Origin of the sequence: Pseudomonas costantinii (assembly GCF_001870435.1) — a bacterium.
GTDB classification, from domain to species: Bacteria; Pseudomonadota; Gammaproteobacteria; order Pseudomonadales; family Pseudomonadaceae; genus Aquipseudomonas; species Aquipseudomonas costantinii.
The window spans coordinates 189,196-210,367 of record NZ_MDDR01000003.1 but is presented as its reverse complement, the minus strand read 5'-3'; the positions used below and the strand labels follow the sequence as shown (position 1 = coordinate 210,367).

Genomic DNA, 21,172 nt, shown 5'->3' with positions numbered 1-21,172 from the left:
CCTCTCTCGTGGCCAACGATTGGCCCGCTTGCGAAAAAAATTAAACTCGGGTAACCAATGGAACTGGCAAGTTCCCTGCATTTGACGATGCGGTATCAACGGTCACCCGAGTCGCAGTACCAGGCTTGTGTTGTGTATCGAAATTGGGTGCACAGCAGTACCCGGTACTCGTCTTTCGGACAATGGAGCGTCGTAGATGAGTAACAAGAACAACGATGACTTGAAACGCCAGGCCTCAGAAAACACCCTGGGGCTGAACCCGATCATCGCGTTACGTAAAAAGGATTTACTGGCCTCGGCGAAGATGGTGCTGACCCAGGCCATCAAGCAACCGTTGCACAGCGTCAAGCACGTCGCCCACTTTGGCGTCGAATTGAAGAACGTGATGTTCGGCAAATCGCAACTGGTGCCCGAAAGCGACGACCGCCGCTTTCATGACCCTGCGTGGAGCCAGAACCCGCTCTACAAACGTTACCTGCAAACCTACCTGGCGTGGCGCAAGGAACTCCACGACTGGATCGGTGACAGCAACTTGTCGGAACAGGACATCAGCCGCGGTCACTTCGTGATCAACCTGATGACCGAAGCCATGGCCCCCACCAACAGTGCGGCCAACCCGGCGGCGATCAAACGCTTCTTTGAAACCGGCGGCAAAAGCCTGCTCGATGGCCTGTCCCATCTGGCCAAGGACATGGTGCACAACGGCGGCATGCCGAGCCAGGTCAACATGGGCGCCTTTGAAGTCGGCAAGACCCTGGGCACCACCGAAGGCGCGGTCGTGTTTCGCAACGACGTGCTGGAGCTGATCCAGTACAAGCCCATCACCGAGCAGGTGCACGAGCGCCCATTACTGGTGGTGCCGCCGCAGATCAACAAATTCTACGTATTCGACCTGAGCCCGGATAAGAGCCTGGCGCGCTTTTGCCTGCGCAACGGCCAACAGACTTTTATCGTCAGTTGGCGCAACCCGACCAAGGCCCAGCGCGAATGGGGCCTGTCGACCTATATCGAGGCACTCAAGGAAGCCGTCGATGTGGTCACCGCCATTACCGGCAGCAAGGACGTCAACATGCTTGGCGCCTGCTCCGGCGGCATTACCTGCACCGCGTTGCTCGGCCACTACGCGGCACTGGGAGAGAAGAAGGTCAACGCCCTGACCCTGCTGGTGAGCGTGCTGGACACCACTCTGGACACCCAGGTGGCGCTGTTCGTCGACGAGCAAACCCTGGAGGCCGCCAAGCGCCACTCCTACCAGGCTGGCGTGCTGGAAGGCCGCGACATGGCCAAGGTGTTCGCGTGGATGCGCCCCAACGACCTGATCTGGAACTACTGGGTCAATAACTACCTCCTGGGCAACGAGCCGCCGGTGTTCGACATCCTGTTCTGGAACAACGACACCACGCGCTTACCTGCGGCATTCCACGGCGACTTGATCGAACTGTTCAAGAACAACCCGCTGGTGCGCGCCGATGCACTGGAAGTGTGCGGCACGCCGATCGATCTCAAGAAGGTCACCGCCGATATCTACTCATTGGCCGGCACCAACGATCACATCACACCATGGCAGTCCTGCTACAAATCAGCCCAGCTGTTTGGCGGCAAGGTTGAATTCGTGCTGTCCAGCAGTGGTCACATCCAGAGCATCCTTAATCCGCCGGGCAACCCCAAGGCGCGCTACCAGACCAGTGACAGCCTGTCGGGCAAAGCGCTGGAATGGCAGGAGAATGCCACCAAGCACACCGACTCCTGGTGGCTGCATTGGCAGGTTTGGCAGGCAGAGCGCGCGGGTAAGTTGAAGAAAGCGCCGACGAGTTTGGGTAATAAAGCCTATGGCGCAGCTGAGGCGGCGCCGGGTACATATGTGCATGAACGATAAGCAAATTTTGTGGTTGAAATGAGGTCAGTGTGGGGGCCGGCTTGCCTGCTCCCACATTGACCGAGTTCCTACAGACAAGTAGTGCCACTTCACAGGGCTTGAGCATGCCGCAACCGTTCATCTTCCGTACCATCGACCTGGATGGCCAGACCATCCGCACGGCGGTACGCCCGGGCAAGCCTCATTTGACGCCGTTGCTGATCTTCAACGGCATCGGCGCCAACCTTGAGTTGGTGTTTCCGTTCGTCCAGGCCCTGGACCCGGACCTGGAAGTGATCGCCTTCGATGTGCCAGGGGTGGGCGGGTCCTCGACACCCAATCGGCCTTATCGATTTCCCGGCCTGGCCAAACTCACTGCGCGCATGCTCGATTACCTCGACTACGGCCAGGTTAACGTGGTGGGAGTTTCCTGGGGCGGGGCTTTGGCGCAGCAATTTGCCTATGACTACCCGGAGCGCTGCAAGAAGCTGATCCTGGCGGCCACGGCGGCGGGCGCGGTGATGGTGCCGGGCAAGCCGAAGGTGCTGTGGCTGATGGCAAGCCCTCGGCGCTACATCCAACCCTCCCACGTGGTGCGCATTGCGCCGATGATTTATGGCGGCTCGTTCCGCCGCGATTCGAAATTGGCCGCCGAGCACGCCAGCAAAGTGCGCTCGGCCGGCAAGCTGGGTTACTACTGGCAGCTGTTTGCGGGGCTGGGCTGGACCAGCATCCACTGGCTGCACAAGATCCGCCAACCGACCCTGGTGCTGGCGGGGGACGACGACCCGCTGATCCCCCTGATCAACATGCGCATGCTGGCCTGGCGCATTCCCAACGCACAGTTACACGTCATCGATGACGGCCACCTGTTCCTGATCACCCGCGCCGAAGCCGTAGCGCCGATCATCATGAAATTTCTCGAGGAGGAGCGCATGCGGGCAGTGATTCACCCGCGACCCGCGGTGTAAGGACCACACCGCCGCGCAACTTGCCAAGAACCGACTATGGTTCTGAATTGGCGTGCCTGTTGATGATGGCTTGACGAAGGAGTGTTGGCTCATGCGAGAAAGACCCGTGACGAACCCGGCGCCCACCCCGGCGGCGTTCATCAATGCGCAAAATGCGATCACCGGCCTGCGCGGTCGAGATTTGCTGTCGACCCTGCGCAGCGTAGCCGCCCACGGCTTGCGCAACCCGGTGCATACCGCCCGTCATGCCCTGGCCCTGGGCGGACAACTGGGCCGCGTCTTGCTGGGTGAAGCCGTGCATGAACCCAACCCCCACGACAGCCGCTTCAGTGACCCCACCTGGAAGCTCAACCCGCTGTACCGGCGTAGCCTGCAAGCCTACTTGAGCTGGCAAAAGCAAGCCCGCCACTGGATCGACGACAGTACGCTGAGTGCCGATGACCGGGCCCGTGCGCACTTTGCTTTTTCCCTGCTCAACGATGCGGTCTCTCCCTCAAACACCCTGCTCAACCCGCTGGCCATCAAGGAGCTGCTCAACTCCGGCGGCAACAGCGTGGTGCGCGGCGTGAGCAACCTGTTCGAAGACCTGCTGCACAACAATGGCCTGCCGCGCCAGGTGAGCAAGCACGCCTTTGAAGTGGGCAAAACGGTCGCTACCACCCCAGGCTCAGTGGTGTTTCGTAATGAGCTGCTGGAGTTGATCCAGTACAAGCCCATGAGCGAAAAACAGTACGCCAAACCGCTGCTGATAGTGCCGCCGCAAATCAACAAGTACTACATCTTCGACCTCAGCCCAGCCAACAGCTTTGTGCAGTTCGCCCTGAAAAACGGCCTGCAGACGTTCATGGTCAGTTGGCGCAACCCGGATGTGCGCCACCGTGAATGGGGGCTCTCCACCTACGTTGCGGCCTTGGAGGAAGCACTCAACGTATGCCGAGCCATCACTGGCGCCCGCGAGGTCAACCTGATGGGCGCTTGCGCAGGCGGCCTGACCATTGCCGCCCTGCAAGGTCACCTGCAAGCCAAACGTCAACTGCGGCGCATCTCCAGTGCCAGTTACCTGGTGAGCCTGCTGGACAGCCAGATCGACAGCCCCGCCACCCTGTTCGCCGACGAACAGACTCTGGAAGCCGCCAAGCGTCGTTCCTACCAGCAAGGCGTGCTGGACGGCCGCGACATGGCCAAGGTGTTTGCCTGGATGCGCCCCAACGATCTGATCTGGAACTACTGGATCAACAATTACCTGTTGGGCAAGGAGCCGCCGGCCTTCGACATCCTGTACTGGAACAACGACAACACGCGTCTGCCCGCCGCGCTGCATGGCGACCTGCTGGACTTCTTCAAGCACAACCCGTTGAGCCATCCCGGCGGCCTGGAGGTATGCGGTACACCGATTGATTTGCAGAAGGTCACGGTGGACAGCTTCAGCGTGGCCGGGATCAACGACCACATCACGCCATGGGACGCGGTGTATCGCTCGACCCAACTGCTGGGTGGTGACAAGCGCTTTGTGCTGTCCAATAGCGGGCATATCCAGAGCATCCTCAACCCGCCGGGCAACCCCAAGGCTAACTACGTCGAGAACCCCAAGCTAAGCAGCGACCCGCGCGCCTGGTACTACGACGCCAACCACGTCGAAGGCAGCTGGTGGCCGCAGTGGCTGGAGTGGATTCAGCAACGCTCAGGCGTACAGCGCGAAACCCTGACTGCCCTGGGCAACCAGAATTACCCACCGATGGAAGCGGCGCCAGGCACTTACGTGCGTGTGCGCTGAGCTCAACGATCACATTAAGAAGACTGGATGAAGACCCGCGACCGTATCCTTGAATGTGCCCTGCAGTTGTTCAACCAGAAGGGCGAACCGAACGTGTCGACCATGGAGGTGGCCAATGAAATGGGGATCAGCCCGGGCAACCTCTACTACCACTTCCATGGCAAGGAGCCGTTGGTGCTCGGATTGTTCGAGCGCTTTCAATGTGAGTTGGCACCGCTGCTCGACCCACCGGCGGATGCGCAGTTGGAGGCCGAGGACTATTGGCTGTTCCTGCACTTGATCGTCGAGCGCATGGCCCATTACCGGTTTCTGTTCCAGGACCTGTCGAACCTGGCCGGGCGCCTGCCAAAACTGGCCAAGGGTATTCGCAACCTGCTGACGGCGCTCAAGCGCACCCTGGCGTCATTGCTCGCGCGGTTGAAGGCATCGGGGCAGTTGGTCAGTGGCACCCAGGCGTTGGGGCAACTGGTGGAGCAGATCACCATGACCTTGCTGTTTTCCCTGGATTACCAGCGGATTCTGGACCGTGAAGGTGAAGTGCGAGTGGTGGTGTACCAGATCATGATGCTGGTGGCGCCACATCTGTTGTTGCCGGCACGGCTGGCAACCGAGAAATTCGCGCTGAAATACCTGGATGACATAGATTAAAAATGTGTGGCGTTGAAGAAGCTGCGCCATAAAAAAATGCCCGACCTTTGCAGGCCGGGCATTTTTTACGCCCTGATAAAATCAGGACTGACTGGATGGCGTCGGGGTTACCGGCGTTGCAGTCGAGGTTGCAACAGCGTGTGTCGGTGCGGAAACCGAGTTGGCTGTCGAAGCGGTTGGCGCCGAGGTAGCAGGCTTGGCCGCAACAGCAGGTTTGGCGGCTGCTGGTTTTTTGGCTACCGCTGGTTTCTTCACTGCAGCAGGTTTTGCCGCCGGCTTGGCAGCCACAGGTTTTGCCGCAGCTGGCTTGACGGCTGGTTTTGCAGCAGCCGGCTTGGCGGCAGGTTTGGCGGCGGCGGTTTTAGCCGCTGGTTTGGCGGCTGGTTTTGCAGCAGGCTTGGCAGCAGCTTTAGCGGCCACGGGTTTAGCGGCAGGCTTGGCAGCCGGTTTGGCGGCTGCGGTTTTCGCAGCAGGCTTGGCGGCAGGTTTTGCTGCTGCTTTGGCTGGAGCCTTGGCCGCAGGTTTTGCAGCAGGCTTGGCCGCGGCTTTCACCAGAGGCTTGGCCGCAGGTTTAGCCGCGGGTTTGGCAGCTGCGGTTTTAGCGGCAGGCTTGGCAGCAGGTTTTGCAGCGACAGCTTTCACGGGAGCCACTTTAGCGCCGGTGAGTTTTTCGATTTGCTTGGTCAGGGTATCGACCTTGCTGTGCAGCGTTTTGAGCTCTGCTTTGCTAGGTACGCCCAGTCGCGAAATGGCACTGTTGAGGCGCTTGTCGAAAGTTTCTTCCAACTTGCCCCAGGTGTCAGAAATGCTCGACTTGGCGGAACCGGCAGTTGCCTTGGCCGCTTCAACTTTTTTACCAACCGTGCTCTTGGTCAACTTCTCGGCCTTCTCGCCGTCCTTGACCAAAGTATCGAAGTATTTGCCGCCGTCACTGCTAACCTTCGAATACACGCCTAAACCAGCCAGCCAGATCTTACGGGAATATTTTTCAACTTCCCCGATCCACGAGCTGTTTTCTTTCTGAGTAGTCTTCTTAACAGCCATCCCGATGTCTCCTTAGTGTTTACGCGCGACACGTTCTAGCAATGCCGTCAGCTCTTCGAGCTTAGCAGAGAGTGTCTCAACGTCATGTTTAGACGCAATGCCGATCCGATTCAAGGCACTTGCAACACGCGTGTCAAAAGCTTTTTCAACTTTATCCAGTTGAACTTCAACCAAACCTTTGACGCTCGAGACGTTACTCTTTACTTGGTCAATCTGACTGTTGGCGGCATCAAGTTGTTCAACCACAACTTTTTTGCCTTTACTTTCAACATGTTGACCGGTCTTAACCAGCTCTTTGAAGTACTCGCTGCCCTCGCTGCCGACCTTGGCATAGGCGCCAAGTCCCGCCAGCCAGATCTTGCGGGCATAGCTTTTAACGTCACTCAGGGCGGTGGATTGAACGTCGATTTTTTTCTTCAAAATAACTTTGGCCATGGTGCACCTCACGCAAAATAGGGTGGAGGAACGGCCCACAGGAGTTGAGGGCTTGGGCACAAAGTAGGGTGAAAAATTAGAATCGGCACCCTAAGAACACATCGATCAGGCCAGTGCCTTATCCAGGGCCTTCTCGATTTCGGACTTGATGGTGCCACTCATGGCCGACATCAACAGGCCCAGTTCCACATCAATGCGCAGTGAGTCATCGGCGACTAATACCGTGCCTTTAACCCCCGAACGCTTGAGGTTCAAGGTATCGCCGGACCACGACGGCTCCAGGCCATATTGTTCCTTGAGTTTGTGCGCCAACTTCTCGGCCTTTGCCCGCGCGCCTTCTTTACCCAGGGTATGTGCACGCTCAACGGTAATACGGGCCATTGCTATGACTCCTCTTTATAACGACTGGAACACCTTCCGTGCGGCAAAAGGTCTCGGTGACCGCCTATCTTACCTTCAGCCTTGCCAAGACAAAGCAGGCCTTGGGGATTATCATGTCCCGCATTCTCTTTTGGTGACAGCGATATGACTGATCAGCGCAAAGGCAGCGATGCCGAACCCACCACTCACTTCGGCTTCAAGAACGTCCCGGAAAGCCAAAAAGCGGAAAAAGTCGCTGAGGTGTTCCACTCCGTAGCCGCCAAGTACGACCTGATGAACGACGTGCTGTCGGGCGGTATGCACCGCCTGTGGAAGCGTTTCACCATCGAGCTGTCGGGCGTACGCACCGGCAACCGCGTACTGGATATCGCCGGTGGTACGGGCGACCTGGCAGCCAAGTTCTCCAAGCTCGTCGGCCCCACTGGCCAAGTGGTGCTCGCGGACATCAACGGCTCGATGCTCAAGGTCGGTCGCGATCGCCTGCTGGATAAAGGCGTGGCCGGCAATATCGAATTCGTCCAGGCAGATGCTGAAAAGCTGCCGTTCCCGGACAACCATTTCGACTGCGTGACCATCGCCTTCGGCCTGCGCAACGTGACCCACAAGGAAGACGCGATCCGCTCGATGCTGCGCGTACTCAAGCCGGGTGGCCGTCTGTTGGTGCTGGAGTTCTCCAAGCCGACCAACGCGCTGATGTCCAAGGTCTATGACACCTACTCCTTTGCCTTCATGCCGTTGATGGGCAAGCTGATCACCAATGACGCCGAAAGCTATCGCTACCTGGCTGAATCGATCCGCATGCACCCCGACCAGGAAACCCTGAAGTCGATGATGGTAGAGGCCGGCTTCGACCGCGTGACCTACCACAACATGACCTCGGGCATCGTCGCCCTGCACCGCGGCATCAAGCCCTGATGCTGCTCAAAGGTCTTCTGGCCAGCGTTGAACACGGCCTCAATCGTGTACTGCGCCTGGACAGCACCGCCCTGGCGCGGCTCGCGCACTTGAACGGCAAGGTGATTGCCGTCGACTGCCGCAGTCCCGCCTTGCAACTGTTTATCCTGCCCAGTGATGAAGGCCTGCTGCTCGCGACCGACTGGGCCGCCGAGGCCGACTGCACGCTACGCGCACCGGCGTCGAGCCTGTTGCACCTGGCCCTGAGCCGCAACAAGACCGCCATACTGCACAGCGCCGAAGTGGAACTGGAAGGCGACAGCGCGGTGCTGATGGACCTGGCCGCCGTGCTGCAAGACCTGGAGTTGGACTGGGAATACGAGCTGTCACGCTGGATCGGCCCTGTGGCCACCCAGTTGATCAGCGGGCACCTGCGCAGCCGCGCACGCTGGTACCAGCAAGGATTCGCCAGCCTCAACCAGAACCTCGCCGAATACTTGAGCGAAGAATCGCGCACCCTGGTCGGAGAACGGGAAGCGCAAGCGCGCTTTCGTGAACTCGACAAGGCCAAAATCGACCTGGAACGCCTTGAGGCGCGCTTCGAGCGCCTGAGCCGTTCCCTTGATCCAAGCGATAACGCATGAAGCTGCTCGCCGTCCGCCGTTTGTTTCGTATCCAGCGCGTCGTAATCCGCTACCGCCTCGATGACCTGCTGTTCGCCCTGCCCCTGCCGTGGTTCCTGCTGGCGGTGCGCTACGTGCTGCCGTGGCGCTGGTTCCCGCGCAAACAGCTGGAGCTGAGCCGTGGTGCGCGCCTGCGCCTGGCGTTACAGGATTTGGGGCCGATCTTTATCAAGTTCGGGCAAATCCTCTCCACGCGCCGCGACTTGCTGCCTGAAGACATCGCCGACGAGCTGATGCTGCTGCAAGACCGCGTACCGCCGTTCGACTCCCAGCAATCGGTCAACCTGATCGAAGAGCAGCTTGGTAAAAAAATCAGCGAAGTGTTCAGCCGCTTCGACATCGAACCGCTGGCCTCGGCCTCCGTGGCGCAAGTGCACGCCGCGCAGCTCAAGACCGGCGAAGAAGTGGTGGTAAAGGTGATCCGCCCGGGTCTCAAGCCGATTATCGGCCAGGACCTGGCGTGGCTGTTTATCCTCGCCCGCGCCGCCGAGCGTTTCTCGGCCGACGCGCGCCTGCTGCACCCGGTGGATGTGGTCGCCGACTACGAAAAAACCATCTACGACGAACTCGACCTGCTGCGCGAAGCCGCCAACGCCAGCCAGCTCAAGCGCAACTTCGAAGGCTCGCCGCTGCTGTACGTGCCGCAAGTGTATTGGGACTGGTGCCGCCCGAAAGTGCTGGTGATGGAGCGTATCTATGGCGTACAGGTCACCGACCTCGCCACCCTGGCCGACCAGCGCACCGACATGAAGATGCTCGCCGAGCGCGGCGTGGAGATTTTCTTCACCCAAGTGTTCCGCGACAGCTTCTTCCACGCCGACATGCACCCGGGCAACATCTTCGTCAGCACCGTCAACCCGTGGAGCCCGCAGTACATTGCGATCGACTGCGGCATCGTCGGCAGCCTGACCCCGGAAGACCAGGACTACCTGGCCCGCAACTTGTTCGCTTTCTTCAAGCGTGACTACCGCCGCGTGGCGCAGTTGCACATCGATTCGGGCTGGGTGCCGGCGGAAACCAAACTCAACGAATTCGAAGCGGCGATTCGCACCGTGTGCGAACCGATCTTTGAAAAACCGTTAAAAGATATTTCCTTCGGCCAAGTGCTGATGCGCCTGTTCCAGACCGCGCGCCGCTTCAACATGGAAGTACAGCCGCAGCTGGTACTGCTGCAAAAGACCTTGCTGAATATCGAAGGCCTGGGTCGCCAGCTGTATCCGGACCTCGACCTGTGGAACACCGCCCAACCGTTCCTGGAACGCTGGATGCGCGAGCGCGTCAGCCCGAAAACCCTGATCGGCAACCTGCACAGCCAGTTCGAACAGCTGCCACACTTGGCCAACATGACCCGCGACCTGCTGGAACGCATGTCCCAGCCCCACGCCGAGGACCCTGCGCCGCCGTGGCACAAGCGCAAGGACGATTGGTTCCTGCGTCTGCTGGGCGCCGCGCACCTGGTGGGCGGCGTAATTTTGGCCATTGGCGGGCCACTGAATGAGCTGGGCCACTGGCCCGCTGGCATCATGGTCGCCGTGGGTGTTTATCTGATCGTGCGTCGATAGCCAATCCGGTTATACACTGTCGCAAATTGCCGGAGCCGAACATGAAAGACTGGCTGGACGAGATCAAGTGGGACAGTGACGGCCTGGTGCCGGCCATTGCCCAGGACTACAAGACCGGGCGTGTGCTGATGATGGCCTGGATGAACCGCGAGGCCCTGAGCCTGACTGCCACTGAGCAGCGCGCCATCTACTGGTCACGCTCGCGTGGCAAACTATGGCGTAAGGGCGAAGAGTCCGGGCACGTGCAAACCCTGCACGAGATGCGCATCGACTGCGACGCCGACGTGGTGATCCTCAAGGTCGAGCAAATCGGCGACATCGCCTGCCACACCGGTCGCCACAGCTGCTTCTATCGCGTGTTCGAGAACGGCGAATGGAAGGTTGTTGAACCGGTACTCAAAGACCCGCACGCTATCTACTCGGCAGGACACTGAACATGAGCGATACCCTGAACCGTGTGGCCCAGGTGTTGGAAGACCGCAAAGGCGCGGATGCCGACAGTTCCTATGTCGCCAGCCTGTACCACAAAGGTCTGAACAAAATTCTGGAAAAGCTCGGCGAGGAATCCATCGAGACGATCATCGCAGCCAAGGACGCGCAGATCAGCGGCGACTGCAGCGATGTGATCTACGAAACTGCCGACTTGTGGTTCCACAGCCTGGTCATGCTCGCCCAACTGGGGCAGCATCCACAGGCAGTGCTGGATGAACTGGACCGTCGCTTCGGCTTGTCCGGGCATGCCGAAAAGGCCTCGCGCCCGTCCGCCTGAATAACTTTCACAGAGGAATTGCAGCATGGGCATTTTTGACTGGAAACACTGGATCGTCATTCTGGTGGTAGTTGTACTGGTGTTCGGCACCAAGAAACTCAAGAACCTGGGCACCGACGTAGGCGAGTCGATCAAGGGCTTTCGTAAAGCCATGAACGACGATGAAAAACCTGCTGACCCCGTAGTTAACCCAGCGCCGCCGGTCCAGCCTGTGCACCCGCAGGCCGCCCAGCCAATCACCGAGCGTCGTACCTTCGACGTGCAGGCTGAGAAAGTCGAAGAGCCGACCCGCAAAGACTCGTGAGCACTGACTAATGTTTGGTATCAGCTTCTCTGAACTGCTCCTCGTCGGCCTGGTTGCCCTGTTGGTGCTGGGGCCGGAACGCCTGCCCGGTGCCGCGCGCACCGCAGGCCTATGGATCGGGCGCTTGAAGCGCAGCTTCAACGCCATCAAACAGGAAGTTGAACGGGAAATCGGCGCCGACGAGATCCGTCGGCAACTGCACAACGAACATATCCTGTCGTTGGAGCAGGAAGCGCGGAAGATTCTTTCCCCGGTCCAGGAGCCCGCCAAACCGGCCGAACCTGTGGCCGAGCACAGCATCGCGCCGACACCTGTGGTTGAAGCCCCACCTGCTGCTCCGATCCCGACCGCTCCAACCGCGACAGAGCCCGCCGCGCCGACGCCCGTTGCGTCGCCCGCGCCCCATGACCCTACATTGCCGCCGCGAGCCCCATGAGCGCTGATAAACCGGAAAACGACCAGCACATGCCGCTGGTCTCGCACCTCACCGAGTTGCGTACCCGCCTGCTGCGTTGCGTGGCGGCGATCTTCATCATCTTTGCCGGGCTGTTCGCCTTTACCCAGCAGATTTATACCTTCGTCTCCACCCCGCTGCGCCACTACCTGCCGGCCGGCGCGACGATGATCGCCACCGACGTGTCGTCGCCGTTCCTGACACCGTTGAAGCTGACCATGATGGTGTCGTTGTTCCTGGCGATTCCGGTGATCCTGCATCAGATCTGGGGCTTTATCGCACCGGGCCTGTACAAGCATGAGAAGCGCATCGCGGTGCCATTGCTGGTGTCGAGCATCCTGTTGTTCTACACCGGCATGGCCTTCGCCTACTTCCTAGTGTTCCCACTGATCTTCAAGTTCTTCGCCTCCGCCACCCCGGCCGGCGTTGAAATGATGACCGACATCACCAGCTACCTCGACTTCGTGATGACGCTGTTCTTCGCCTTTGGCGTGGCCTTCGAAATCCCGGTGGCGGTCGTACTGCTGGTGTGGATCGGTGTGGTCAACGTCCAATACCTGAAGAAGATCCGCCCATACGTGATCATCGGCTGCTTCGTGGTCGGCATGATCCTGACGCCGCCGGACATCTTCTCCCAGACCCTGCTGGCCGTGCCAATGTGGATGCTCTTCGAGATCGGTATCCTGTTCGGCAGCCTGATCAGCAAACGTGGCGATCATCCGGATGACCAACCCGACGACGACCAGCCGCCAGCGACCCAACCGTGAACCTGCTGCTGCTTGAAGAGGCCGACTTTGTTGCGGCCGACCGGGTGGTCCTGCGAGATCGGCGCCTGGTGCATATGCAGGAAGTCCACCGCGCCGTGGTGGGCGACAACCTGCGGGTTGGGCGCATCGGCGGGCTGATGGGCAACGCGCAACTGCTGCGCCTGGAAGCTCGCGAAGCCGAGTTGCAAGTCAGCTTTGACCTGCCGCCTCCGGCCAAACTGCCGCTGACTCTATTGCTGGCCCTGCCGCGCCCGAAAATGCTGCGCCGGGTGCTGCAAACCGTGGCCGCCATGGGTGTGCCCAAGGTAGTGCTGGTCAACAGTTACCGGGTGGAAAAGAGTTTCTGGCAAACCCCGTTCCTGGAGCCTGAAGCGGTTCGTGAGCAATTGATCCTCGGCCTGGAACAGGCCCGGGACACCGTGCTGCCCGAAATCATCATTGAAAAACGCTTCAAGCCCTTCGTCGAAGACCGCCTGCCGGCCATGACCGAAGGCACTCTGGGCCTGATCGGCCACCCCGGCGATTACCCGCCCTGCCCGCGTGGGCTGGATGAGCCAGTCACACTGGCCATCGGCCCGGAAGGTGGCTGGATTCCCTACGAAGTGGACCTGCTGGCCAAGGCCGGCTTACAACCGGTGCAGTTGGGTGCACGCATCCTGCGCGTCGAAACCGCCGTAACCGCACTGCTCGCGCGCCTGTTCTGACAACACGCCCACAATGGATTTGCGTCACTACAGAATCTCCCTACGCTGCCGATAACCTTTGAATAAGTCCAAGCCTTGTTCCAAAGGAGATCGCAGCATGTACCGTTGGTTAGCCGAAAATCTGGGGAATGTGAGCGTCAATCGCAAGCTGAGCATTGGCTTTGGCTTGGTGTTGATCCTGACGCTGCTGATCACCTTCACCGGTTGGACCGGCCTGGGCGACGTGACCAGTCGTGGCGACAAGCTGGGCTTTATCTCCAGCCTCAACAGCCTGACCAAAGACCTGCGCCTGGCGCGCCTGGACTTCGAAATGCGTCGCGGCGAACAAGGCACGGGCGCGGTCAACGACCTGATCACACAACTGGACAGTGGCCTGAAAACCGCCGAAGGCCTGATCGAGCAACCCGACGACAAGGCCCTGGTAGAGCAACAACTGGACGCCTTGAATCAATACAAAAAAGCCTTTGCAACCATGGTCCAGGCCGGCCTCAAGCGTGAAGGCGCGCGCAGTAAGCTCGGAGATACGGCCGATAACGCTGTGGCCAAAACCAGCGAAATTGAGAAATCTCTGCTGCAAGGCGATAGCGTCATCCAATTCAACAGCGTGGTCGACCTGAGCAAGCTGATTCAGCAAGCGCGCTTCCAGGTTCGCGGCTACACCTACAGCGGCAAGACCGAAGCCGAGCAGCCCGCGCTGGATGCCATCGACAACGCCCTGAAGAAAATCACCGAACTCCAAGGCCAACTGCCAGCGCAGTACCAGGCCAACCTGCAAGAGGCCAGCACCTCGCTGCAAGCCTACCGCGCCGCCGTCAGCCAGTACCGTGACTCCCAAGTTGCAACAGCGGCAGCCCTGAAAATCACGACCGAACAAGGCGCCATCCTGCTGGGCAACAGCGACAAACTCACGATTTCCCAGACCGTGGTGCGCGACACCGATGCCGCCCATGCCAAACAACTGTTGCTGCTGGCCACAGTATTGGCGCTGATCTTCGGCATGGTCGCCGCCTGGGCCATCACCCGTCAGATCGTCATACCGCTGAACCAGACCCTCAAAGTGGCTGAGCGCGTGGCCTCCGGCGACTTGAGCCACAACCTCAACTCCGGACGCCAAGACGAACTGGGCCAACTGCAACGTGCCATGCAGAGCATGACCGTGGGCCTGCGCGAGCTGATCGGCGGCATCAGTGACGGCGTCACTCAGATCGCCAGCGCCGCCGAGCAACTGTCGGCCGTGACCGAGCAGACCAGCGCCGGGGTCAACAGCCAAAAAGTGGAAACCGATCAGGTAGCCACCGCCATGAATGAAATGGCCGCCACCGTACAAGAGGTCGCGCGTAACGCCGAGGAAGCCTCCGAAGCCGCCGTAGCCGCTGATCAACAAGCCCGTGAAGGCGATAAGGTGGTGGGTGAAGCCATCGCCCAGATCGAGCGCTTAGCCACTGAAGTCGGCAACTCCACCGAGGCGATGGGCCATCTGAAACGCGAGAGCGACAAGATCGGCAGCGTACTCGACGTGATCAAGTCCGTAGCTCAACAAACCAACCTGCTGGCGCTGAACGCGGCGATTGAGGCGGCACGTGCAGGTGAGGCCGGACGTGGCTTCGCGGTGGTGGCTGACGAGGTGCGCAGCCTGGCCCAGCGCACCCAGAAGTCCACCGAAGAGATCGAAGAACTGATAGTCGGCCTGCAAAGCGGCACCCAACAGGTGGCGACCATCATGGACAACAGCCGTGGCCTCACAGAGAGCAGCGTGGAGCTGACCCGCCGCGCCGGCAATGCGCTGGGCAATATCACCCGCACGGTCTCGACCATCCAGGCAATGAACTCGCAGATCGCCACCGCCGCCGAGCAACAAAGCGCCGTGGCTGAGGAGATCAACCGCAGCGTGCTGAATGTGCGAGACGTGTCTGAACAGACCTCTTCGGCCAGTGAAGAAACCGCCGCGTCCAGCGCCGAGCTGGCACGCCTGGGGATTTATTTGCAGACGCTTGTAGGGCGCTTCCGCGTCTGATCGGCCCTTTGCGGCGGCTAATCGAGGCCGCCGAACACAGCACCTTGTGAAACGTCCTACGCAATTATCAGCCCGCCATGACTCCGAATCGAATTAGCGTTCCCAAGCGCTCTTTCTGATTTGGAGGCTCCTCATGTTTCCTCGGCTGACCCGCCTGCTGGGTAACACCAGCGTCACGCTTAAACTGGCCCTAGGCTTCGGCCAGGTGCTGCTCCTCAGCGTCATCATCGCAATTACCGGCTGGCAAGCCGTGAATGCTGTACTCAGCCGTTCGAACAATTTGATTGTGTTGGGGCAACTCGCCGTAGTGGCAGAGGCTATGCGCGCCGATCGCATCGTGTATCGCACCCTCACGGACACTGCCAGTCTCAGCAAGATGAGCACTCAGATTAAAAAGATCGACCAGTATCTCGCCGACCTCTCCAGCAACCTGAAAGACCCGAACAACCAACTGAGCGTCCAAGAGGCGACTCAGTCGATCAACAGCTTCAAGGCTGGGCTGGCGCAGCTGCCACCCTTGATCGAGAGACGCGAGAACACCCGCACCCTACTGAAAAATGCTGCGCTCCAGGCGGGTGATACCCTCGCCCAGCTGGCCAGCAAGTTGCCCGACCAGCAGGACCAAATGGCCCTGGATACATTAGAAAACCTGCGTCAAGCCATCGCACTGGCGCAGGACCGTACACAAAGCCCGGCCTGGTCAGCCGATTCGCTGAACGCCTACGAACAGGCCGTGAGCCAAACCCTCGACGCATTGGAAATCTCCCTGGCCGCCGTTACAACGCTCCCCGTTGACTCCACCCTGCTCAAAACCGACCTGGCGGACTATCGCGTGCAACTCAATGCCCTCAAGGAGACCCAGCTCACCACCGAAGCCGTGCAAAATCGCCTAGAGCAACAGCTCAACCAATTGCTCGAACAAAGCGACCTGCTAAGCCAGGACCAGACCCTCAAGCGCGACAACGAAGCGAGCCAAACCCGCACGCTGCTGGTGGGTGTCACCCTGACCGCGCTTCTACTAGGCAGCCTGGCCGCGTGGTGGATCGCCCGGCAAATCGTGGTGCCATTGCGTAAAACCCTGACCACCGCCAACCGTATCGCCGACGGCGACTTGAGTGACAACCCTCAGGTCGAACGCCATGACGAACTCGGTCAGTTGCAGCAGAGCATCGCGCAAATGACGCTCAATCTACGCAGCCTCATCGGGGGTATCAGCGATAGTGCCCGGCAAATAGCCGGTGCTGCCAACCAACTGTCAGCCGTCACCGAACAGACCCGCAGCGGGATCAACTATCAGAAAGAGGAAACCGACCAGATGGCCACGGCCATGAATGAAATGCTCGCCACTGCGCAAGAAGTCGCTCGTCACGCGGAACAGGCATCCACAGCCACCAGCGAGGCGGACCAACAGGCAAGCGCGGGAGAACAGATTGTCACGCAGGCCGTTGAGCAAATCGATCATCTGGCCCATGAGATGGCACGCTCCAGCCAGGCGATGCTCGCGTTGCAGCGCCAGAGCCAAAAGATCGGCAGCGTGCTGGACGTTATCAAGTCAGTGTCCCAGCAGACCAACTTGCTGGCACTGAACGCCGCGATCGAGGCGGCGCGCGCAGGCAGCGCCGGTAGAGGTTTCGCCGTGGTGGCCGATGAGGTTCGCAGCCTGGCCCAACGTACCCAAGAGTCCGCCGAAGAAATCGAAGGGCTGATCCTCCGCCTGCATAACGACACACAACAGGTCGCCGACATCATGGACAACAGTCGTACGCTGACCGACAACAGCGTCGGCCTGACCCGAGACGTCGGCGACGCGCTGGCGGCGATTGCGCGAACCGTGTCGCTCATCCAGGAAATGAACCCGCAGATTGCTGCCGCTGCCGAGCAGCAAAGTGCGGTGGCCGCGCAGATCAATCGCAGTGTGTTGACGGTGCGGGATGTGTCGGAACAAACGGCAGTCGCCAGTGAGGAAACCGCAACTGCGAGCGTTCAGTTGACGAGGCTGAGCCTGGACTTACAGACGCTGGTTGGCAAATTCAGGCTCTAGCCACCGTAGCAGCTGTCGAGCCCCAGCGAGGCTGCGTGAGGCGCGACACGCGCCTGTATCGGCAGCGCGCCCGACGCAGCCTCGCTTAAGCTCGACAGCTGCTACGGGTGAGGTGATTACAGGACTTGGCGTAGGAAGGCCTGGGCCCGTGGGTCTTTCGGCGCATCGAAGAATTCGGCTGGGGAAGCGTCTTCGAGCAGCTTGCCGTGATCGAAGAACAGCACACGGTCCGCGACTTCGCGGGCAAAACCCATCTCGTGGGTGACGCAGACCATGGTCATGCCTTCCAGGGCCAGGGTCTTCATCACGTCCAGTACTTCGCCGACCATTTCCGGGTCGAGGGCCGAAGTCGGTTCGTCAAACAACATCACCTTGGGTTCCATGGCCAGGGCCCGGGCAATCGCCACCCGTTGTTGCTGACCGCCAGACAGGCGTGACGGGAATTCGTTGGCCTTCTGCGCGATCCCGACCTTCTCCAGTAGCGCCAGGGCCTTGGCCTCGCGCTCTTGCTTGCCGCGCTTGCGCACGACTTTTTGCGCAAGGCACAGGTTTTCCAGCACGGTCATGTGGGGAAACAGGTTGAAGTGCTGGAACACCATGCCGACTTCACGGCGGTAGGCGTTCACATCGGTTTTCGGGTCGGCCAGTTGCAGGCCGTCGATGCTCACCGAGCCGGAATCGAATTCTTCCAGCCCGTTAAGGCAGCGCAGGAACGTTGACTTACCGGAACCCGACGGGCCAATCACAACCAACACTTCGCCCTTGGCGACTTGGGTGGTGACGTGGTCCACCGCGCGCACCACATGGCCACGGGTGTCGAAGACTTTTACCAGATCGCGAACTTCAATCACTTTGCGCGAGCCTCCGCTCAAGCCGGCTGGCCATTTTCGACAGCGGCAGGTTGATCAGCAGGTACAGGCCTGCCACACAGAACAGGATTTCAAACGGCGAAAACGAGGTGGTGATCACTTCGCGACCGCTTTTGAGCAGCTCAGTAATGGCGATCACCGAGACCAGGGACGTGTCTTTCACCAGACTGATAAATTGCCCGGCCAGCGGCGGTAGCACGCGCTTGAAGGCCTGCGGCAACACCACGTGGCGCATAGACTGACTGGCACTCAGGCCCAGGGAGCGCGCGGCTTCGTTCTGACCACGGGTGATGGACTGCACGCCGGCGCGGACAATTTCCGCCACGTAGGCGCCGGTGAACAGCGACAGTGCGGCGATCCCGGCGAATTCCCGAGACAGGTTGAGCACCGTGCCGATGAAGAAATAGAAAATGAAGATCTGCACCAAAAGCGGCGTGCCGCGCACCAGCTCGACGTAGATCGTCGACAGGTCGCGCAGGGTCGGGTTACTGGAGAGACGGCACAACCCCGTCGCCAAACCAATCGCCAAGCCCAGAATCCCGGACACCACCGACAGCCACAACGTGGTCCACAAGCCCCACATCAGCGGGCCCAGCGCCCAATGGCGGGTCACGCCCACCACATCGCCTTCGGCCACGTCATCGCCACGTGCAACTTGCAGACTGTTGTCGGCAACGGTCAGTTTTTGCTCCACTCCGGCGTCGTTGCGCAGGGTGACTTCGGCTACATCGCCTTTGCGTACCAACTCAACGACGGTGGAAATGTCGGCGGCACGCTGCGACGTTTCGGCCTGATAGGCGAAGTACTGCGGCACGCGGTTCCAGCGCCATTCGTAGGACATCAGCGAGGTGGCGTAGTACAACGCGCCAGCCAGGCCAACCAACACGACCACGGTCAGCAGGTGCCAGGGCCATTGGGCTTTTTTCTGTTTCATTGCGAATTCCGGGATTGATTGAGATCGTTCCCACGCTCTGCGTGGGAATGCCTCACTAGACGCTCTGCGTCCGCTTTGTGACGCGGAGCGTCACGGGCTGCATTTCCACGCAGAGCGTGGGAACGATCGACTCGATGTCAGCCCTTATTCCATGTCCTTGAGCCACTCGGAGCTCTTGAACCACTTGTCATGGATGCGATCGTAGGTGCCGTCGTTGCGGATCTGGTGCAGGAAATTATTGATGTAGTTGAGGCTGTCGTAATCGCCTTTTTTCAGGCCGAACGCCAGAGGCTCGAAAGTGAAGGGTTCGTCGAGGAACACCAGCTTGCCGTTGCCGACTTTCTTCTCAGCCACTACGTTGTACGGCGCGTCATAGACGAAGGCGTCGGCTTTGCCGTTGACCACGTCCAACACGCCTTCTTGCTCGTTGTCATAGCCGTGGTACTTGGCTTTGGAGATCATCTTCTTGGCGATCATTTCACCCGTGGTGCCAAGCTTGGAGGTCAGGCGATATTTCTCGTCGTTCAGGTCTTTGTAAGACTTGATGGTGCCTTCCAGGTCCTTGCGGATCAGCAAAGTCTGGCCGACCACAATGAAGGGTTCGCTGAAGTTCAGGCGCAGGTTACGTTCCTGGGTCAGGGTCATGCCGCTGCCGATCATGTCGAACTTGCCGGTCAGGAAGGCCGGGATGATGCCATCATAACCGGTGGACACCAGCTCCAGCTTGACGCCCATGGACTTGGCCATGGCCTTGAGGATGTCGACTTCAAAACCGATGATTTCACCGCGTTTATCTGTCATTTCGAACGGCATGTAGGTCGGGTCCATGCCGACTTTCAGCGTGCCGCGCTTGACCGCATCATCGATGGCTCCGGCTTGGGCCGCAGCTGCGGCGACCAGCGTAGTGACGCCTAGCAGCAGCATCGAAAGATACTTTTTCATCATCAAGTCCCCTGAACGATTCTTGTAAGGCCGGTGCGCAAAAGGGCTGCACCATTGCGGGGTGCGATCCTAACTCACTCGTCCCCCGTCACAAAGGTTTCACGGGTAAATGTTATCGGCGTATGTCGGAAAAGCCCCACAACGGTGCAGCCAAGAGCCTGTGTTCGGCAATTGATTGATGTGTAAGCAGTTATGACACTCAATCGATCTCCGCCATCCAGGTGGTGTCCTTAAACCACTTATCGTGCAGGCGATCGTAGGTGCCATCCTGTGCCACCTGATTGAGGAAATGGTTGATCCAGTTAAGGCTGTCGTAATCACCTTTTTTCAGGCCGAACGCCAGGGGCTCGAAGGTAAAGGGTTGTTCAAGCGCCAATAACGTGCGGTTTTCCGGCCGGGTCATCGCGATCAGGTTGTAGGGCGCGTCATGAATAAAGGCATCGGCCTTGCCCTCGACTACCTGCCGTATAGCTTCTTCCGAGGTGGTGAAACTACTTAGACGAGCCGCCCCCAGAAAGCGTTGTGCAGCAGCCTCTCCAGTGGTGCCTTCAGTGGCAACGATCCGGTATCCAGCCTCGTTCAGGTCTTCAATACTCGAAACCATGCCGGCCAGGCGGGGGTGCAACAGTACCGTTTGGCCAACCACGATGAAGGAGTCGCTGAAATTCAGCTTCAGGTTGCGCTCCTGAGTAACCGTCATGCCGCTGCCAATCAGATCAAACTTCTTCGCCATCAGACCCGGCAGCAACTCGGTATAAGGCACCGCAATCAGTTCAAGCTCAACGCCCAACGCGCGGCTCATCGCCTGGAGCAAGTCGATCTCAAAACCGACGATGCGCCCCTGTTTATCCGTCATTTCAAAGGGGACGTAAGTGGGCGTGGTGCCGACTTTAAGCACACCGCGTCGAACGGCGTCGTCAAGGGCGCCAGCATTCACCAGACCTGCGTAAATCAATACGACAGCGCCGATCAGCCATGCCAAACAATACCTTTTGCTCATGAATCCCCCGTGGCAAATCAAATTTGGGGGGCGATGCTAACCCAGGCACGGGCACGGCAATACGTCTCGAACAAAGGTCTTTTGTTTCGAAATAACAAGGAGTTAGCGTTAAATGGAAGAGGCGGGG

General features: G+C 59.5%; 22 protein-coding genes and 1 pseudogene. 16 read left to right on the top strand and 7 right to left on the bottom strand.

The features are described from left to right. Positions 1-196 precede the first annotated feature (196 nt). The 4 genes from phaC (BFL40_RS01035) (at position 197) to BFL40_RS01020 (ending at position 5,248) form a co-directional block, all read left to right on the top strand. Positions 197-1,876, top strand: coding sequence for a class II poly(R)-hydroxyalkanoic acid synthase (phaC, locus tag BFL40_RS01035; protein WP_071482654.1), 1,680 nt, complete (start codon positions 197-199; stop codon positions 1,874-1,876). 104 nt (positions 1,877-1,980) lie between these two features. Continuing rightward, on the top strand, positions 1,981-2,826 hold the full coding sequence (gene phaZ, locus BFL40_RS01030) for a poly(3-hydroxyalkanoate) depolymerase (protein WP_071482653.1): 846 nt from the start codon (positions 1,981-1,983) through the stop codon (positions 2,824-2,826). A gap of 91 nt (positions 2,827-2,917) precedes the next feature. Then, positions 2,918-4,600, top strand: a complete 1,683-nt coding sequence (gene phaC, locus BFL40_RS01025) for a class II poly(R)-hydroxyalkanoic acid synthase (protein WP_071482652.1) — start codon at positions 2,918-2,920, stop codon at positions 4,598-4,600. Between the two features lie 27 nt (positions 4,601-4,627). Continuing rightward, on the top strand, positions 4,628-5,248 hold the full coding sequence (locus BFL40_RS01020; RefSeq protein WP_071482651.1) for a TetR/AcrR family transcriptional regulator: 621 nt from the start codon (positions 4,628-4,630) through the stop codon (positions 5,246-5,248). An 81-nt stretch (positions 5,249-5,329) separates the two neighbouring features. Here BFL40_RS01020 and BFL40_RS01015 read toward each other — a convergent pair whose 3' ends face one another. The 3 genes from BFL40_RS01015 to BFL40_RS01005 form a co-directional block, all read right to left on the bottom strand. After that, positions 5,330-6,292 (bottom strand): phasin family protein, encoded by a 963-nt coding sequence (locus BFL40_RS01015; protein WP_071482650.1) that lies wholly within the window; start codon positions 6,290-6,292, stop codon positions 5,330-5,332. A 12-nt stretch (positions 6,293-6,304) separates the two neighbouring features. After that, complete coding sequence (locus tag BFL40_RS01010) at positions 6,305-6,727, bottom strand: phasin family protein (protein WP_071482649.1); 423 nt, start codon at positions 6,725-6,727, stop codon at positions 6,305-6,307. A 105-nt stretch (positions 6,728-6,832) separates the two neighbouring features. Then, positions 6,833-7,108, bottom strand: a complete 276-nt coding sequence (locus tag BFL40_RS01005; RefSeq protein ID WP_071482648.1) for a polyhydroxyalkanoic acid system family protein — start codon at positions 7,106-7,108, stop codon at positions 6,833-6,835. A 144-nt stretch (positions 7,109-7,252) separates the two neighbouring features. On the opposite strand from BFL40_RS01005, the gene ubiE reads away from it, so the two are divergent. From ubiE to BFL40_RS00950, 12 genes and pseudogenes are all read left to right on the top strand, one after another. After that, entirely contained in the window at positions 7,253-8,023 is a 771-nt protein-coding gene (gene ubiE, locus BFL40_RS01000; protein WP_003171186.1) for a bifunctional demethylmenaquinone methyltransferase/2-methoxy-6-polyprenyl-1,4-benzoquinol methylase UbiE, read from the top strand. Further along, positions 8,023-8,646, top strand: a complete 624-nt coding sequence (locus tag BFL40_RS00995) for a ubiquinone biosynthesis accessory factor UbiJ (RefSeq protein ID WP_071482647.1) — start codon at positions 8,023-8,025, stop codon at positions 8,644-8,646. The genes ubiE and BFL40_RS00995 overlap by 1 nt, the downstream gene beginning before the upstream one ends. Continuing rightward, positions 8,643-10,247, top strand: coding sequence for a ubiquinone biosynthesis regulatory protein kinase UbiB (ubiB, locus tag BFL40_RS00990; RefSeq protein WP_071482646.1), 1,605 nt, complete (start codon positions 8,643-8,645; stop codon positions 10,245-10,247). Before BFL40_RS00995 ends, ubiB begins: the two co-directional genes overlap by 4 nt. Before the next feature lie 41 nt (positions 10,248-10,288). Then, a complete protein-coding gene (hisI, locus tag BFL40_RS00985; RefSeq protein ID WP_012721796.1) occupies positions 10,289-10,681 on the top strand; it encodes a phosphoribosyl-AMP cyclohydrolase in 393 nt (130 codons plus the stop codon). Positions 10,682-10,683: 2 nt separating this feature from the next. Further along, the gene (locus BFL40_RS00980) at positions 10,684-11,016 is read left to right on the top strand and encodes a phosphoribosyl-ATP diphosphatase (protein ID WP_027605032.1); all 333 of its coding nucleotides are present in this window, start codon (positions 10,684-10,686) and stop codon (positions 11,014-11,016) included. 25 nt (positions 11,017-11,041) lie between these two features. Continuing rightward, positions 11,042-11,320 carry a twin-arginine translocase TatA/TatE family subunit gene (locus BFL40_RS00975; protein WP_071482645.1) on the top strand — a complete coding sequence of 93 codons (279 nt, stop codon included), beginning with the start codon at positions 11,042-11,044 and terminating at the stop codon, positions 11,318-11,320. Positions 11,321-11,330: 10 nt separating this feature from the next. Then, complete coding sequence (tatB, locus tag BFL40_RS00970) at positions 11,331-11,756, top strand: Sec-independent protein translocase protein TatB (RefSeq protein ID WP_071482644.1); 426 nt, start codon at positions 11,331-11,333, stop codon at positions 11,754-11,756. Beyond that, positions 11,753-12,541, top strand: a complete 789-nt coding sequence (gene tatC, locus BFL40_RS00965) for a twin-arginine translocase subunit TatC (RefSeq protein ID WP_071482643.1) — start codon at positions 11,753-11,755, stop codon at positions 12,539-12,541. Before tatB ends, tatC begins: the two co-directional genes overlap by 4 nt. Further along, entirely contained in the window at positions 12,538-13,245 is a 708-nt protein-coding gene (locus BFL40_RS00960; RefSeq protein ID WP_071482642.1) for a 16S rRNA (uracil(1498)-N(3))-methyltransferase, read from the top strand. Before tatC ends, BFL40_RS00960 begins: the two co-directional genes overlap by 4 nt. Before the next feature lie 97 nt (positions 13,246-13,342). After that, positions 13,343-14,401, top strand: a pseudogene (locus tag BFL40_RS34495) (methyl-accepting chemotaxis protein); the annotation flags it as partial. Then, positions 14,387-15,259 carry a methyl-accepting chemotaxis protein gene (locus BFL40_RS34490; protein ID WP_408003979.1) on the top strand — a complete coding sequence of 291 codons (873 nt, stop codon included), beginning with the start codon at positions 14,387-14,389 and terminating at the stop codon, positions 15,257-15,259. The pseudogene BFL40_RS34495 and the gene BFL40_RS34490, both read left to right, overlap by 15 nt. A 133-nt stretch (positions 15,260-15,392) precedes the next feature. Next, positions 15,393-17,300 (top strand): HAMP domain-containing methyl-accepting chemotaxis protein, encoded by a 1,908-nt coding sequence (locus BFL40_RS00950; protein WP_071482640.1) that lies wholly within the window; start codon positions 15,393-15,395, stop codon positions 17,298-17,300. A 116-nt stretch (positions 17,301-17,416) separates the two neighbouring features. Here BFL40_RS00950 and BFL40_RS00945 read toward each other — a convergent pair whose 3' ends face one another. The 4 genes from BFL40_RS00945 to BFL40_RS00930 all read right to left on the bottom strand — a co-directional run bounded on the left by BFL40_RS00945 (position 17,417) and on the right by BFL40_RS00930 (position 21,045). Further along, complete coding sequence (locus tag BFL40_RS00945) at positions 17,417-18,151, bottom strand: amino acid ABC transporter ATP-binding protein (protein ID WP_071482639.1); 735 nt, start codon at positions 18,149-18,151, stop codon at positions 17,417-17,419. Further along, positions 18,144-19,103 carry an amino acid ABC transporter permease gene (locus BFL40_RS00940; RefSeq protein ID WP_071482638.1) on the bottom strand — a complete coding sequence of 320 codons (960 nt, stop codon included), beginning with the start codon at positions 19,101-19,103 and terminating at the stop codon, positions 18,144-18,146. Before BFL40_RS00940 ends, BFL40_RS00945 begins: the two co-directional genes overlap by 8 nt. A gap of 144 nt (positions 19,104-19,247) precedes the next feature. Next, positions 19,248-20,045, bottom strand: coding sequence for a transporter substrate-binding domain-containing protein (locus tag BFL40_RS00935; RefSeq protein ID WP_071482732.1), 798 nt, complete (start codon positions 20,043-20,045; stop codon positions 19,248-19,250). Between the two features lie 199 nt (positions 20,046-20,244). Next, positions 20,245-21,045 carry a transporter substrate-binding domain-containing protein gene (locus tag BFL40_RS00930; RefSeq protein ID WP_071482637.1) on the bottom strand — a complete coding sequence of 267 codons (801 nt, stop codon included), beginning with the start codon at positions 21,043-21,045 and terminating at the stop codon, positions 20,245-20,247. Positions 21,046-21,172: the final 127 nt, after the last annotated feature.